Annotated in this window: 21 protein-coding genes; 20 read left to right on the forward strand and 1 reads right to left on the reverse strand. The window is 39.4% G+C overall.

Annotated features, from left to right (window positions below; all coding sequences use genetic code 11):
• Positions 1-93: 93 nt before the first annotated feature.
• From B3P16_RS04225 to B3P16_RS04245, 5 genes are all read left to right on the forward strand, one after another.
• Positions 94-1986, forward strand: a complete 1893-nt coding sequence (locus B3P16_RS04225) for a RagB/SusD family nutrient uptake outer membrane protein (RefSeq protein ID WP_286841534.1) — start codon at positions 94-96, stop codon at positions 1984-1986.
• A 186-nt stretch (positions 1987-2172) separates the two neighbouring features.
• The gene (locus B3P16_RS04230) at positions 2173-3438 is read left to right on the forward strand and encodes a DUF2264 domain-containing protein (protein WP_286841536.1); all 1266 of its coding nucleotides are present in this window, start codon (positions 2173-2175) and stop codon (positions 3436-3438) included.
• 41 nt (positions 3439-3479) lie between these two features.
• Positions 3480-4754 (forward strand): glycoside hydrolase family 88 protein, encoded by a 1275-nt coding sequence (locus B3P16_RS04235; RefSeq protein WP_286841538.1) that lies wholly within the window; start codon positions 3480-3482, stop codon positions 4752-4754.
• Positions 4755-5344: 590 nt separating this feature from the next.
• On the forward strand, positions 5345-5809 hold the full coding sequence (locus B3P16_RS04240; protein WP_112373925.1) for a hypothetical protein: 465 nt from the start codon (positions 5345-5347) through the stop codon (positions 5807-5809).
• Between the two features lie 341 nt (positions 5810-6150).
• The gene (locus B3P16_RS04245) at positions 6151-7104 is read left to right on the forward strand and encodes a helix-turn-helix transcriptional regulator (protein WP_112373924.1); all 954 of its coding nucleotides are present in this window, start codon (positions 6151-6153) and stop codon (positions 7102-7104) included.
• A 149-nt stretch (positions 7105-7253) separates the two neighbouring features.
• Here the strand turns inward: B3P16_RS04245 and B3P16_RS04250 are convergent, their stop codons facing one another.
• Positions 7254-7724, reverse strand: a complete 471-nt coding sequence (locus B3P16_RS04250; protein WP_286841540.1) for a DinB family protein — start codon at positions 7722-7724, stop codon at positions 7254-7256.
• Positions 7725-8058: 334 nt separating this feature from the next.
• Between B3P16_RS04250 and rplC the strand changes: the two genes are divergently transcribed.
• The 15 genes from rplC (at position 8059) to rpsH (ending at position 15098) form a co-directional block, all read left to right on the forward strand.
• Positions 8059-8676 carry a 50S ribosomal protein L3 gene (rplC, locus tag B3P16_RS04255; RefSeq protein ID WP_104385215.1) on the forward strand — a complete coding sequence of 206 codons (618 nt, stop codon included), beginning with the start codon at positions 8059-8061 and terminating at the stop codon, positions 8674-8676.
• A gap of 5 nt (positions 8677-8681) precedes the next feature.
• Entirely contained in the window at positions 8682-9311 is a 630-nt protein-coding gene (gene rplD, locus B3P16_RS04260) for a 50S ribosomal protein L4 (RefSeq protein WP_046674865.1), read from the forward strand.
• A 1-nt stretch (position 9312) separates the two neighbouring features.
• Positions 9313-9603 (forward strand): 50S ribosomal protein L23, encoded by a 291-nt coding sequence (rplW, locus tag B3P16_RS04265; RefSeq protein WP_046674866.1) that lies wholly within the window; start codon positions 9313-9315, stop codon positions 9601-9603.
• Between the two features lie 6 nt (positions 9604-9609).
• Positions 9610-10437 (forward strand): 50S ribosomal protein L2, encoded by an 828-nt coding sequence (gene rplB / locus B3P16_RS04270; protein ID WP_046674867.1) that lies wholly within the window; start codon positions 9610-9612, stop codon positions 10435-10437.
• A complete protein-coding gene (gene rpsS, locus B3P16_RS04275; protein WP_002997495.1) occupies positions 10437-10703 on the forward strand; it encodes a 30S ribosomal protein S19 in 267 nt (88 codons plus the stop codon). The genes rplB and rpsS overlap by 1 nt, the downstream gene beginning before the upstream one ends.
• Positions 10704-10709: 6 nt before the next feature.
• On the forward strand, positions 10710-11144 hold the full coding sequence (rplV, locus tag B3P16_RS04280) for a 50S ribosomal protein L22 (RefSeq protein ID WP_046674868.1): 435 nt from the start codon (positions 10710-10712) through the stop codon (positions 11142-11144).
• 11 nt (positions 11145-11155) lie between these two features.
• Positions 11156-11950 carry a 30S ribosomal protein S3 gene (rpsC, locus tag B3P16_RS04285; RefSeq protein WP_046674869.1) on the forward strand — a complete coding sequence of 265 codons (795 nt, stop codon included), beginning with the start codon at positions 11156-11158 and terminating at the stop codon, positions 11948-11950.
• 59 nt (positions 11951-12009) lie between these two features.
• Positions 12010-12432, forward strand: a complete 423-nt coding sequence (rplP, locus tag B3P16_RS04290) for a 50S ribosomal protein L16 (protein ID WP_046674870.1) — start codon at positions 12010-12012, stop codon at positions 12430-12432.
• A 92-nt stretch (positions 12433-12524) separates the two neighbouring features.
• The gene (gene rpmC, locus B3P16_RS04295) at positions 12525-12743 is read left to right on the forward strand and encodes a 50S ribosomal protein L29 (RefSeq protein ID WP_046674871.1); all 219 of its coding nucleotides are present in this window, start codon (positions 12525-12527) and stop codon (positions 12741-12743) included.
• 14 nt (positions 12744-12757) lie between these two features.
• Entirely contained in the window at positions 12758-13012 is a 255-nt protein-coding gene (gene rpsQ / locus B3P16_RS04300; RefSeq protein WP_046674872.1) for a 30S ribosomal protein S17, read from the forward strand.
• 1 nt (position 13013) lies between these two features.
• Entirely contained in the window at positions 13014-13382 is a 369-nt protein-coding gene (gene rplN, locus B3P16_RS04305; RefSeq protein WP_046674873.1) for a 50S ribosomal protein L14, read from the forward strand.
• Positions 13383-13384: 2 nt separating this feature from the next.
• A complete protein-coding gene (gene rplX, locus B3P16_RS04310) occupies positions 13385-13729 on the forward strand; it encodes a 50S ribosomal protein L24 (protein WP_070570406.1) in 345 nt (114 codons plus the stop codon).
• Positions 13729-14298, forward strand: coding sequence for a 50S ribosomal protein L5 (gene rplE / locus B3P16_RS04315; protein ID WP_046674875.1), 570 nt, complete (start codon positions 13729-13731; stop codon positions 14296-14298). Before rplX ends, rplE begins: the two co-directional genes overlap by 1 nt.
• Positions 14291-14560, forward strand: a complete 270-nt coding sequence (rpsN, locus tag B3P16_RS04320; RefSeq protein WP_028071569.1) for a 30S ribosomal protein S14 — start codon at positions 14291-14293, stop codon at positions 14558-14560. The genes rplE and rpsN overlap by 8 nt, the downstream gene beginning before the upstream one ends.
• Positions 14561-14696: 136 nt before the next feature.
• A complete protein-coding gene (rpsH, locus tag B3P16_RS04325) occupies positions 14697-15098 on the forward strand; it encodes a 30S ribosomal protein S8 (RefSeq protein ID WP_223584601.1) in 402 nt (133 codons plus the stop codon).
• Positions 15099-15105 lie beyond the last annotated feature (7 nt).

Raw genomic sequence — 15105 nt, forward strand, 5'->3', positions numbered from 1 at the left:
CAGGATAAGTTAATTTGAAGTTTTCAATAGAGTAAGACTTAGACTAGCATCTTAATCTTAAACTCTGTTTAGTCAAATAAAATAGAAATAGAGATGAAAAAAATATTAAAATCTGTCATAGCAATTGGTATAGCAAGTTCTTTATCGTCTTGTACGAAAATATTGGACCTTGCACCTAATGACAAAATATCTTCGGGAACAATGTGGTCAACGGAAACGTTGGTTGATCAAGGGGTAATAGGTGTTTACTATTCATTACAACGTCCAGTAAGAAGTGACGGAATTGTAGGAACATCTGCAAATATTGGGTATTATGCTTATGAGGCATTCGGTATGACTGGTCAAGGTGAATATAACTTAAATAACCTTTTCTCCAGCGCCGTGAATCCAAGTAATTCCTATTTTTCATTCCAATGGAAATGGTTGTATGATGGCGTACATCGCGCTAACGATGCAATTGTTCATATACCCGATGCCATGATGGCTCAGGAAAAAAAGAACAAATTAGTAGCGGAATGTAAAGTATTAAGAGCCTTTTTTTACATGCGACTCAATGAGCTGTATGGTCGGAATGGTTTAGGTGTTCCTATTTACACCGAGCCTATTAGTCCTGCAGAAGGTAACAAAGGACAGAGTTCTGAAGAGGAAGTTTGGGCGCTTATTATTAAGGATTTAACTGATGCAATCAATGAGAGTGCTTTGCCAAACAATCAAATCCAAGGTGAAGGACGTGTGAGTAAAGGTGCTGCTTATGCACTACGTGGCCGTGCTTATCTTATGACAAAAAAATACGATCAGGCAGTTGCTGATTTTGCGAAAGTTGGGGAGAGCGGCTACAAACTTTTCTCAAATTATAAGCAATTATTTAAAGTTGCCAATGAACGTTGTGAAGAGATGATTTTGAGCGTTCAATATATAGAGGAACCTTCAGGATACGGTTCGGCCGTACAGAAGTATACCGCCGCATTTCAACAGGGGGCAAAAGATAGCCGGGGATGTTGGACAGATTTACAAGTGACCCCAGCTTTGGTTAATTTGTATGAAGAAATAATTGATGGAACTACCGTACGTCCTTTTAGTTGGTCAGACTATATTCCTGAATGGAATACGGTAAATGCTTTAGGAGCTCCCAATAGAAAAGTCTTTTTTATCCGGGATCAAAAAGTTAACGGAAATGATGTCCATTCTACTGTTACCACGGTAATCAATACAGAATTGAATAAATTGAATAGTACTGCGCGGGCGTATTACCTACCAGAAGGGAATGAAGCACGCCTTAAAGCAGCTTACGCAAATAGGGATCCACGTTTAGCGTATAACGTGGTAACTCCTTATGCATCTTTCCAGGGAGTAAACAGCAATTCCACTACTGCAGGTATGTATACCTATAGATTCCCGGTCACTGGTAAATACTATGTGGACCAATCTGGAGCTGAGCCTAATTTGAATAGTAGTTTACCTAGTACTTATTATACTTCGGGAAGCGCCAATGCACAGGCTGAGTTTAAGTATATCCATCGCAAGTTTGTGGGGGAAGGTTTAGAATACGCTCGTCGTGAGCAAAACCCAGTAGACGAGCCTATTATTCGTTATGCAGATGTTTTGTTGATGTGGGCAGAAGCGTTAGTCGAGATGAATGATTTACCTGGTGCTATGGCAAAAGTAAAACAGGTCAGAGATCGGGTTGGAATTCCAACAATGGCCTCCTCTTTTTCAGATCAAAGCAAAGCACGTAATTATGTACGAGACGAGCGGCGTCGGGAATTAATTGGTGAGGGAGTTAACTTTTTTGATGAAATGCGTTGGAAAACACTGAAAGAGACAAAGTTCAACGAAAAATTTGCACAACATGCTTGGGGTGGTACAGAAAATACGGGCGGTACCACTTATGAATGGATAGGTGACCAATGGTACACCTGGCCAGTCCCAAAATCTGAAATAGAGTTAAATAAAAATTTGAAGCCAACACCAGGCTGGGTATATTAATAAAAAACGTTTCAGCTAAATTTAAAATCTCATGATGATTTTGTAAAAAAGCTGTTATCAATCGCTCATGCAATCGTTTGCTAGAGCGATTGATTTATTTAGGTTTGTTTTTTTAGGTTAAATTAAAGATTTTTAATGTTTTGTGCAGCATTATCAAGCTCACATTAATTTATAAACCATTATCGAATGAAGAGAAGATTCCTATTAAAACTGTTAGGCGGAGCTGGAGTTGGCGCATTAACTGCGTCTCTACCAATAAAAGCAGAGGCAAGCAGTTTGGACAATAAGACAAGCGTTAACGAAAACGATCGCGCCTATTGGGTATCTGTCTTACATAAGATGGCTGCTCCAATATTAGGTAATATCAGCAAGCAGCAGTGGCGTAAAAATATGCCGATGGAGGTGAGCCCGACTTTTGATAGTAGGGACCCTGGAGTCGGATACCTAGAAGCGTTTGGACGTTTGCTGGCAGGAATGGCACCCTGGTTGGCATTACCGGATGACGTCACTGAGGAAGGAAAATTGCGAAAAAAATTACGCGATCAAGCATTACTCGGTATACAGTATGGTGTAGATCCTAAATCACCGGATTATTTTACCTGGCGAGGTCCGTCGTCTCAAACACTCGTAGATGCAGCACATCTTGCGCTGGCTTTTCTGAGAGCTCCAAAAGCTTTATGGGAACCATTGGGCCCAATTACAAAGAAAAGAGTGGTCGAAGAGTTTAAACTGCTGCGTAAGATTAAGCCGAATGAAAGTAATTGGCTGCTGTTTGCTGCAATGACAGAAACATTTCTTTACAGCATAGGTGAGGAATGTGCGCGAGAAAAGATCGATTATGCCGTCAATAAATTTGATCAGGAATGGTATGTGGGAGATGGCTGGTATAGCGATGGCGCCCATTTTAGTTTTGATCACTACAACGGGTACGTAATCCATTGCATGCAGGTTGAGTCGCTGCGTCATAATATCCCAGCGGGTGGAAAATACAAAGAGATGTATGAGCGGGCATACAAACGGATGCAGCGTTATGCGCATCATTTGGAACGCATGATTTCCCCAGAAGGCCATTATGTTGTCGTTGGCCGTTCATCAACTTATAAGAATGCTGCTTTTCAGCCGCTAGCAACAGTTGCTCTAGAAAATAAGTTGCCCGAAGACATCTCGAAGGGTCAGGTCAGGGCAGCGTTGACGACTATACTTCGACATATTTATATTGACAAAACCTTTGCGCCATCTGGATGGCTACGTATGGGCGTGGTGGGTGATAAACAATCCAATCTCGCAGATTATTATACAAATGCAGGTTCAATGTATGTAGCTTCCTTGTCGTTTTTGCCATTAGGACTACCAGCAAACGACGAGTTCTGGACCTGTGCTCCACAACCATGGACCTCCCAAAAATGCTGGAATGCTGAGCAATTTCCCAAAGACTATTATGTAAGTTATTAAACGAAAAAGAATAAAAAGCAAAAGATTAAGGATTGGATAAAATGAAGATACAACACTATATTACGGGAGCTTTAATGTTCGGGCTAGGAATGCAGGGAATTTCCTGTTCCAGTCAGCGAAACCTAGGAGCAGTGAAATTGGGACTTGACAAAGAATTTGTTCGCACAAATTTGGAAGATGCACATAAACAAATCGCCTACCTTGCCGCATCGATCAATGAATCGGATATGCCGACGACGTATAAAGATGGTAAATATGTGAATTGGGGTTCAAGTTGGTGGTGCTCGGGCTTTTATCCCGGTACAGTGTTATACTTATACGAGTATACCAAGGATGAAAAACTTTTGACGGAAGCAAAAAGCAAATTAAAAGAACTCGAGAAGGAAAAGAACAACAAGGGAACACATGATTTGGGCTTTATGTTGTACTGCAGCTTTGGGAATGCGTTACGCTTGACGGGAGATTCGGCTGCATATAAGGAAATTTTAAGTACTGGAGCAGCCTCGTTGGCAACACGCTTTCACGAAGCACCCAAAACTATCCGTTCATGGGACGGTGGAAAAAACTGGGATGGGCAGCCTTGGACCTATCCGGTAATCATCGACAATATGATGAACCTGGAGTTTTTGACGGAAGTTTCCAAGATGACAGGTGATAAGCGCTATCGTGATATCGCTATAACGCATGCAAATACAACAATGGTCAATCACTATCGAAAAGATTATAGTTCCTATCATGTCGTGGATTACAATCCAAAAGATGGACGTATTATTTCGAGAAAGACTGCCCAAGGTGCTTTTGACGAGTCTGCATGGGCTAGGGGACAGTCTTGGGGGCTTTATGGTTATACGATGATGTACCGTGAGACCGGCGACAAGAAATATTTGGAGCAAGCGCGGCATATTGCGCAGTTTTATCTGAATCATCCCAACCTTCCAAAAGATCTAATTCCCTATTGGGATATGGACCAAAACAAGCTTACACCGGACAGTAAATATTATAGCCAAAAAGATCTTCGTGATGTGTCGACAGCTTCAGTAACGGCCTCGGCTTTGCTGGAATTGGCACAATACACAACAGGTAGTGAAAGCCAGCTCTATATTTCAAAGGCCGAGCAGATGTTGCGGTCTTTATCATCTAAACCCTACAAAGCAGATTATAAAGAAGCAGGGGGATATATCTTGAAACATAGCGTCGGTTCTATTCCACATAAAACAGAGATAGATGTGCCTTTAACCTATGCCGATTACTATTATGTAGAAGCATTGGTGCGGTATAATCGATTGCTTGATGGCGAGAAAGTGATTAAACAATAGGCGATAAGGGACCTTTAAACTGTTCCTAAAATGAGTGTTGTTTTAGGGACAGTTTTAGCCGTTCGTGCACCCGGAAAAATGCCGTTCCAACCAACCCCATATTTTCATTGGATCATCTCCTGTTATAATAGTCGCGATAGACACATCATATTTAGCGAGATCTGTCACTCGAATTGTCAGATCTATACCGCTCCGTTTATAAGTTACCAATAGCATAAATCTAATAAAGAATGAAAAGAACAAAGTAAAGTCAGATTTATTGAAATTGCACTGATTAGTGTTTTTTTAGAGGTCGGTAAGTTTTTGTATTTCAAACTAGTACACTTTGGTTAAGTAATCATTTGGACGGATTTATAGATAGTAAACCTATTTTTTTACGGAAGATTTTTTAATGCGATGCGCCATGGATTTTTCGACCATAATTATTAACGATGAGGCATCATTCGCTAAGGATTGAGAAACTTTAGTCAATTTATCTAAAAGAAAGGAGGTCACTTATGATTTAGTTAAGGCAGAAGCCAATTGTTGATAAGCTATATCTCAAAAAAAGCTTATTGAAATAGTCAATTATTTATAAACACTTTTGAATTATGTTAAAAAAATCATTTGTAATAGCCTTTGCGTTATTTATTGTCACCGGTTTGTTCGTTCAAGCTAGAGATTTGAGTGTACCAGCTATAAAACTATCTAATAAACGAAATGTAATTTCTACAGAAAACGTTGGTGCAAAAAAAAATACCAAAACGAATATTAAAACACTAAGTAGCACATTCGACTTTTATGTGTATAACTTTAGTAATTCCCCTATTTATTTGACCTTTAGTGGGAATTTTCCAGGAGGAACCACACAGCATGTTGTAGTCCCTGCGAATACGCTTTCCTATCCCGTTAATATTCAAAGTGGAAATTATGATATTTATGCAAGTTGCCCTAGTTGGTTAACAATGTGGTATGCGATGAGTTGCGGTCATTCGGGCTCCGGACAATATTACACTTTCGAAAATGTCTATTTGAGCGATACTGGCTGTACATCATTAGATGTCGGAAGCAATTAAGTTACACATAATAATTAATGTTGCTGTCTCAATGTCTTCATTGGGGCAGCTATTTTAAGGAAGCAGGGGGCTATATCTTGAAACATAGCGTCGGTTCTATCCCATATAAAACAGAGGTGGAGGTGCCTTTTTGATTAGTGCAGATTTTAAATAAATATTATCCGTAGATAAATCGGATATTATACGCTTTCATCCGGATGAGGTCCCTATTAAGTCCGTATGAAGTCCCTATAAACTCCCTGTTATTTAATAAAATCCTATTAATTTATTGCCTTCCTTAACAGGAGTGCTCAAACTTAACTTTTGTAGCGTTAAAGCCTAGATTTTGTATCTTTATCCCTATGACCGATATCCAGAAGAGATTTGACCGTATACTCGCTATTTATATGCATCTGCAAGCTAAACCTGTTGTGACAGCTGCAGCGTTGGCAGAAAGATATGAAGTAAGTCAGCGTACCATTTATAGAGATATTCGTTCCCTGATGCAGGCAGGGGTACCTATTTATGGTGAAGCGGGAAGCGGTTATTCTTTGGTGGAGGGATATAAGATGCCACCTTTGCAATTTACAAGGGAAGAGGCATTGAGTTTTGTCGCAGCAGAGAAATTAGTTGAAAAATATACGGACCGGAATCTTGCTCATCATTTTACCACGGCATTGCTGAAAATGAAAGCTATATTACGGGGCAACGAAAAAGAACAGGTAGCCTTAGTTGGGGATAACTTTCTGGTGCGCGGTGGGCGTCATCAATTCAATGAGAAGCTAACCCATGGCACCAATATTCTGATCGAAAGCATCGCAGCAAAGAAATGTGTGGAAATCTATTATTCCAAACCTTCCGATAAAACTCCAGAAAGGCGTGAAATCGAAGCTGTGGGTATTTTTGTGGAGAGCAAGTTTTGGTATGTACTTGCTTTTTGTAGATTGCGACAAGATTATAGGCAATTCCGCTTGGATAGAATAAACAATATTAGAATACTTGCTGAAGATTTTGGAAAAGAGCATCCCGAACTATCTTTCTTTCTGAGTAAGCGGCATGAAGTGCCAACAACCAAAGTGGTGGTGCAAGTGGATAAAGAAATGGCTAGGTATATGGAGTGGGATCGTCACTATTTTGGTTTCCAAGAAGAAATTGTAACCGATAACTATGTGGAAATGCATTTTGACTGCATGAATATGGAGAATGGGTTTGCGCGATGGTATCTGATGTTTGCAGATAAAGGTCGCATAATTGAACCCGAATCGCTAAAAGATGTTGTCAGAGGTTTGCTTTCATCTGCTTTGGAGCAAGTTTAGCTATAAATGAAGTAATCAGGATTCTTTACTATGGTAAAGGAAAGACTTGTTCGGCGGAAAGGGAGGATGCCGAACAAGTTAAACTGTAAATTGTACTAAAAAGTTTTTGATCCATGTCAGGAGAAAACTTCCGTTGTCTGTATCAGTTATTAACCCCTTTCCCAAAAAAATGGTGGTTGGATACCCAGTAAGCGTAAATAGACAAAGGCCTGACCACGATGGTGGATCTCGTTGTCAATAAAATAAAATATGCTGTGGATAATAGGGGATTTGTATTGTCCAAATAAATTGAACTCTTCGGCAAAACGTTCTTCTGGAATTTGATTGAACAGTTCACTGATCTGAGGAGTAGCATCATCCCAAGCCTGAAGTAATTGTGCTTTGGTCGAATAACTGAGATTCTCGTTGAGTTCGCCGCTTTTGTTGTTGACAATTTCTTGGAGACCTGGAACAGCAATACCTAATAGCTCCTTAATCATATCTGCAAAAGTGCGCATGCCTTCTACCTTGTAATTGAACAATCCTTCTTCTGGAAATTTTTCGATAGTCTGTCTTGTTAGGTTTCTATGGCCTAGCCAATGTTGAAGTAGCTCGTTCTTCGAAATGATTTCTGTTTTCATGATTTTTGTATTTAAAATTTTAGTAAGCGATACATCACCTGACGTGTTGTATGACTGTTCAAAATTAGCGCAACTTATGACAGCTGTATGGCAGTATGAATTTGGGTGCTAATTTTATTTTTTTTTGGGAATTATTCGATGTAAGGAATGTTGAAAGGACAAATCGTAAAAATAGGGGAGTGGTTTTAAAAGAAGTAGAAAATAAAAAAAAATAATTCACTAATTATTTGACAGTTATAAAAATGTTTGTAACTTTGCAGTCCCTTAATGGGAATAGTATGTCTTGAGCGAAGCCCTACTGCTTCGAAGGACTTTTAATTAATTAATTTACAACATGTCAGGTATTATTGGAAAAAAAGTAGGAATGACGAGCCTGTTTAACGCTGATGGGAAAAATATTCCTTGTACAGTGATTCAGGCCGGGCCGTGCGTGGTTACGCAGATACGTACGGAAGAAAAGGATGGCTACTCGGCAATTCAACTTGGTTTCGACGAAGCTAAGGAGAAAAACACGACAGCTCCTTTGAAAGGGCACTTTGCGAAAGCAAACACAACGCCTAAGCGTAAGTTGGTAGAGTTTAAAACTTTCCCAGATGCAAAACAACTTGGTGACGTAGTTGACGTTACACTTTTCGAGGAAGGCGAATTCGTAGATGTAGTTGGTACTTCAAAAGGTAAAGGTTTCCAAGGTGTAATGAAACGTCATGGATTTGGTGGTGTAGGTGGTGCGACTCACGGTCAGCACAACAGATTACGTGCTCCAGGTTCATTAGGTGCTTCATCATGGCCTTCACGCGTATTCAAAGGTATGCGCATGGCTGGTCGTACAGGTGGTGACAGAGTTAAAGTTCAAAACTTACAGGTGTTGAAAGTTTACGCTGAGCAAAACCTTATCGTTGTTAGTGGTTCCATTCCAGGAGCTAAAGGTTCTTATGTAATCGTAGACAAATAGTAGAGATGGAAGTTAAAGTTTTAAATTTATCAGGTAAAGAAACAGGTGCCAAGGTGCAACTTCCTGAGTCGGTATTTGGGTTAGAGCCTAACGATCATGCGATCTATTTGGATGTGAAACAATACTTAGCGAACCAACGCCAAGGAACTCACAAATCTAAACAACGTAACGAAATCGCGGGTTCTACTCGTAAATTACACAAACAAAAAGGTACTGGTGGTGCTCGTGCGGGTTCTATCAAATCTCCATTGTTTAATGGTGGTGGTCGTGTATTCGGTCCTCAACCTCGTGACTACTCGTTCAAATTGAATAAAAAATTGAAACAAGTAGCACGTAAATCAGCGTTATCTTACAAAGCAAAAGATAATAACATTGTGGTATTGGATGAAGTAAAATTCGATGCTATCAAAACTAAAAACTATGTTGCTTTAATAAATGCGTTGAACGTAGCTGATGAGAAAACATTGTTGGTATTACCAGCTTACGATGAGATTGTTTATAAATCAAGCAGAAACTTGAAAAAAGCAAAAGTTATTGTTGCAGCTGATTTAAATACATATGATGTATTGAACGCAACAAAATTATTGTTGACTACAGATTCTGTTAAAACTTTGGAGGAAGCATTAGCTAAGTAATATGGAAATTATTAAAAAACCTATCTTGACTGAGAAAGCTTCTTTGTTAACGGAAAAATTAAACCGTTACGCTTTCAAAGTAGATCACAGAGCAAACAAAATCCAGATTAAAGCAGCTGTTGAGGCTATGTTTGGTGTTACAGTTCTTGCTGTAAACACTGCAGTAGTAGCTGGTAAAGCAAAAAGCCGTTACACAAAAGCAGGTTTCGTATCTGGTAGAGCTCCTAAGTATAAAAAGGCTGTCATTACGATTAAAGACGGCGAAACTATTGACTTTTACAGTACTATATAATACAAAATGGCAGTTAAAAGATTCAAACCGGTAACCCCTGGTACTCGTTTTAGAGTAGGCGCTGACTACTCTGATGTTACTACAAACGTTCCTGAAAAATCGTTAGTAGTAAAAATCAACAAGAAATCAGGCGGTCGTAATAACTCCGGTAAAATGACTATGCGTTATCTCGGTGGGGGACATAAAAAAGTATACCGATTAATTGATTTCAAACGCGATAAAAAAGATATCCCTGCAAAAGTAGCTACTATCGAGTACGATCCAAATCGTACTGCTCGTATTGCCTTGTTGCATTACGCTGATGGTGAAAAACGTTACATCCTTGCTCCAGCTGGTTTAGTAGTTGGTCAAACTGTAATCGCAGGTGATAAAGTTGCCCCAGAAGTTGGTAATACATTACCATTAGCAAACATTCCATTGGGTTCTATCATCCACAACATTGAATTAAATCCTGGTCAAGGTGGTTCAATTGCTCGTTCGGCTGGTACTTATGCTCAATTGTCTGCTCGTGATGGTAAATATGCCATCATCAAATTGCCTTCGAGCGAAACACGTATGATCTTATTGACTTGTGTTGCTACAATTGGTTCAGTATCGAACCATGAAAGATCTAACCAAGTGTTAGGTAAAGCAGGTCGCAAACGTTGGTTAGGTCGTCGTCCAAGAGTTCGTGGTGTTGCGATGAACCCAGTAGATCACCCTATGGGTGGTGGTGAAGGCCGTACTTCAGGAGGTCACCCACGCTCACGTACAGGTGTATTAGCTAAAGGCTTCAAAACACGTTACAAGAAGAAAACATCGAATCGTTACATCATTGAGAGAAGGAAAAAATAATGGCTCGTTCAATTAAAAAAGGTCCTTATATCGATCACAACTTAGAAAGAAAAGTTCTTTCTATGAATGAAACTAACAAAAAGTCAGTTATCAAAACATGGTCTCGTAGATCAATGATTTCACCTGATTTTGTTGGCCATACCTTCGCAGTGCACAACGGGAATAAATTTATCCCTGTTTATGTAACAGAGAATATGGTAGGTCACAAGCTTGGTGAATTCGCGCCTACGCGTACATTCAGAGGCCACGCAGAAAAGAAAAAATAATAGGTAATGGAAGCAACAAAAAAACTTAAAAAGTCTGTCTTAATTAGACAACGTAAAGAGCAAGAGAAAGCTCAACAAGGAGGAGCTTCGGATGCCAAATTATTGAACTGCCCGACTTCGCCTCGTAAGATGCGTTTGGTGGTAGACTTAATTCGCGGTCAACGTGTTGAAAATGCAATTTACATTTTGAAACACTCAAGTAAAGAAGCTGCTGCTCGTGTAGAAAAATTATTATTATCTGCAATCAAAAACTGGGAAGCCAAAAACGAAGGTAAATCAGTGGAAGAAAGCGAACTATATGTAAAAGAAGTATCAGTAGGTGGTGGTCGTCAATTGAAAAGATTGCGTCCGGCTCCTCAAGGTCGCGGATACAGAGTTCGTAAACGTTCAAATCACGTTACGTTGGTAGTTGATAGCAAATTAAACGTTGAACAAAACTAATTTATTGAGAAATGGGACAAAAAGCAAATCCAATAGGTAGCAGATTAGGAATCATCAAAGGTTGGGATTCTAACTGGTTCGGAGGTAAAAACTATTCCGATAAATTAGTTGAAGACGAAAAAATCAGAAAATATCTTTCTGTTCGTATTGCAAAAGGTGGTGTAGCTAAAGTTGTTATCGAAAGAACTTTAAAACGTATCACTGTTACAATTCACACTGCTCGTCCAGGTATCGTTATCGGTAAAGGTGGTCAAGAAGTTGACAAGATCAAAGAAGAGTTGAAAAAACTGACTAAAAAGGATGTTCAAATCAACATTTTCGAGATCAAACGCCCTGAGTTAGATGCTAAGTTAGTAGCTGAAGGTGTCGCTAAACAATTAGAGGCGCGTATTTCATTCCGTCGTGCAATGAAAACTTCAATCGCTTCTACGATGCGTATGGGTGCAGAAGGTATCAAAATCATGTGTTCTGGTCGTTTAGGTGGTGCTGAAATGGCGCGTACTGAACAATACAAAGAAGGAAGAACTCCTTTACACACATTGCGTGCTGATATCGACTACGCTTTAGCTGAAGCATTGACTACATACGGTAAAATTGGTATCAAAGTTTGGATCTGTAAAGGTGAGGTTTACGGTAAACGTGACTTATCTCCAAACATTGGTCAAGCATCTGGTGTAAAATCACGTGGCAACCACGAAGGTGGTGGCGAACGTCGTGACAACCGTAACAACAAAGGTGGTCGCGGTGGAAACAACCGTGGTGGAAACAACCGTGGTGGAAGCAACCGTGGTCCGAAAAAAGATTAATAGTTATTTAGATTACAACAAAAACCTGCTGAAAAAGCAGATTTAAAAAGTATACGAACATGTTACAGCCAAAAAGAACGAAGTTCAGAAAGATGCAGAAAGGCCGCATGAAAGGTAACGCTTCTCGTGGAGCGGAGTTAGCTTTCGGTTCTTTCGGTATCAAAACAATGGAGCAAGCATGGATCACTAGTCGTCAAATCGAGGCAGCTCGTATTGCGGTTACACGTTATATGAAACGTGAAGGTCAAGTTTGGATTCGTATTTTCCCTGACAAACCTGTTACGAAAAAACCTGCAGAGGTACGTATGGGTAAAGGTAAGGGTGCTCCAGAATACTGGGTAGCAGTAGTACGCCCAGGCCGTATGTTATTTGAAGCAGAAGGTGTGCCTTTGGAAATTGCCAAAGAAGCTTTACGCCTTGCAGCTCAAAAACTTCCGGTTCAAACTAAGTTTGTGATTCGTAGAGACTACGTTGAAGCATAAAAATCTTGGTAATGTCATCATTTAAGCGTTAGGGCCGTTACCCCTAACGCTATATATAAAGCGATGATAACCCAAATAACAACTGAAAAAACATGAAAAATTCAGAAATTTTAGAATTATCTAATGAGGACTTAAAAGCTCGTCTTGTAGAAGAGAAAACAGCCCTTACAAAATTGAAATTTGCACATGCTGTTTCAGCTATTGAGAACCCTAACGTGATCAAAGCAGCACGCAAAACTATCGCTCGTATCAGTACAGAGATCAGTGCACGCAAAGCTGCAGCTAAAAATGAAACAGCCTCTGAGGCGTAAAATTTAAAGTCGAAATGGAAAGAAATTTAAGAAAAACAAGAATCGGCTTAGTAGTTAGCAACAAGATGGACAAGTCTATCGTGGTATCAGTGGAACGTAAAGTGAAACACCCGATCTATGGTAAGTTCGTTAAAAAAACTACTAAATTTAAAGCTCATGACGAAACTAATACCTGCGGTATCGGCGATACGGTATTAATTATGGAAACTCGTCCGCTGAGTAAAACAAAAAACTGGAGATTAGTAGAAATTATAGAAAGAGCTAAATAACATGGTACAACAAGAATCAAGACTTAATGTAGCTGACAATAGCGGTGCTAAACAAGTTTTAGTAATCCGTGTATTGGGCGGTACGCGCAAGCGTTATGCATCAATCGGAGATAAGATTGTTGTATCGGTGAAAAGCGCTATGCCTTCAGGAAACGTGAAAAAAGGTTCCGTTTCTAAAGCAGTAGTGGTTAGAACGAAAAAGGAAATCCGTCGTAAAGATGGTTCATACATCCGTTTCGATGATAACGCCGCTGTATTATTAAATAATAATGATGAACCACGTGGTACACGTATCTTTGGCCCTGTTGCTAGAGAGTTGCGTGAGAAACAGTTCATGAAAATTGTATCATTAGCACCGGAGGTTTTATAATTATGGCACAGAAAACAAAAACAACTACGCACAAAATCAAAATTAAAAAAGGTGATTTAGTGAAAGTTATCGCTGGTAACTCTAAAGGTGTTCAAGGAAAAGTATTAACTGTTTTAGTGGATAAAAATAGAGCTATCGTTGAGGGCGCTAACATCGTAAAAAAACACACTAAACCAAGTGCAGCTAATCCTAATGGTGGTATCATTGAGAAAGAAGCTGGTATTCACATCTCTAATTTAGCTGTTATCGATCCTAAAACAGGTGCAACTACACGTGTAGGTCGTAAGTTAAATGCAGATGGTAAATTAGTTCGTTACGCTAAAAAATCAGGGGAGGAAATTAAATAATGACTTACGTACCAAGATTAAAAGTGAAATATGCGGAGGAAATCCGTAAAGCACTTCAAGAAAAATTTCAGTATAAAAGTATTATGCAGGTTCCTAAACTTGAGAAAATCGTTGTTTCACAAGGCGTAGGAGCTGCAACAGCTGACAAAAAATTAATCGATAACGCTATCGCTGAGTTGACTTTAATCACAGGTCAACAAGCCGTTGCTACAAAATCGAAAAAAGATATTTCAAACTTTAAATTACGTAAAGGTATGCCTGTAGGGGCACGTGTTACTTTACGTGACAACAATATGTTTGAGTTCTTGGACCGTTTGGTAGCAGTATCGCTTCCACGTATTCGTGACTTCCGCGGTATCAACGATAAAGGCTTTGACGGACGTGGTAACTATAACTTAGGTATCACTGAGCAAATCATTTTCCCTGAGATCAACATTGACAAAATCAACAAGATCCAAGGTATGGACATCACTTTCGTGACTTCAGCTCAAAATGATGTTGAGGCTTTAGAATTGTTGAAACAATTCGGTTTACCATTTAAAAATCAAAATACTAATAACAATGGCTAAAGAAGGATTAAAAGCACGCGAAGTAAAACGCGCTAAATTGGTAGCTAAATATGCGGCAAAACGTGCAGAATTAAAAGCTGCTGGCGATTACGTTGCATTAGATAAATTGCCTAAAAATGCTTCTCCAGTACGTTTACACAATCGTTGTAAATTGACTGGTCGTCCTAAAGGATATATGCGTCAATTCGGTATCTCTCGTGTAACATTCCGTGAGATGGCTTTAGATGGCAAAATCCCAGGGGTGAAAAAAGCTTCTTGGTAATTAAAAAAAAATACTTAATTTTGCCCGGGCAATTCAACTGAGGATTGCCGGGGTTTTTGCATTTTAAAATTGTTTAACAGATAGAAGGTCCCATACCAATGGTTGGGAGGGAAACCGCTGTCACAAATTTTCATATATAATGACTACAGATCCAATTGCGGATTACCTTACACGAGTAAGGAATGCCATCAAGGCCAACCACAGGGTTGTTGAAATTCCTGCATCGAACCTAAAAAAAGAGATCACTAAAGTTCTTTTTGACAAAGGTTACATTGCTAATTACAAATTCGATGAGAATGGCGTACAGGGTACGATCAAAATCGCATTGAAATATAATCCAATTAGCAAAATTCCGGCTATTCGTACGTTGACACGTGTGAGTAAACCTGGTTTAAGAAAGTATGCAAGCGTTGATACTATGCCTCGTGTTTTGAACGGTTTAGGTATTGCTATCTTGTCAACATCGAAAGGTGTAATGACAGATAAGGAAGCTAGACTTCAAAATGTTGGTGGTGAAGTTTTATGTTACGTTTATTAATCTAGGT

Source organism: Sphingobacterium sp. UBA7631, assembly GCF_002483935.1.
In the GTDB taxonomy this organism is placed as follows: domain Bacteria; phylum Bacteroidota; class Bacteroidia; order Sphingobacteriales; family Sphingobacteriaceae; genus Sphingobacterium; species Sphingobacterium multivorum.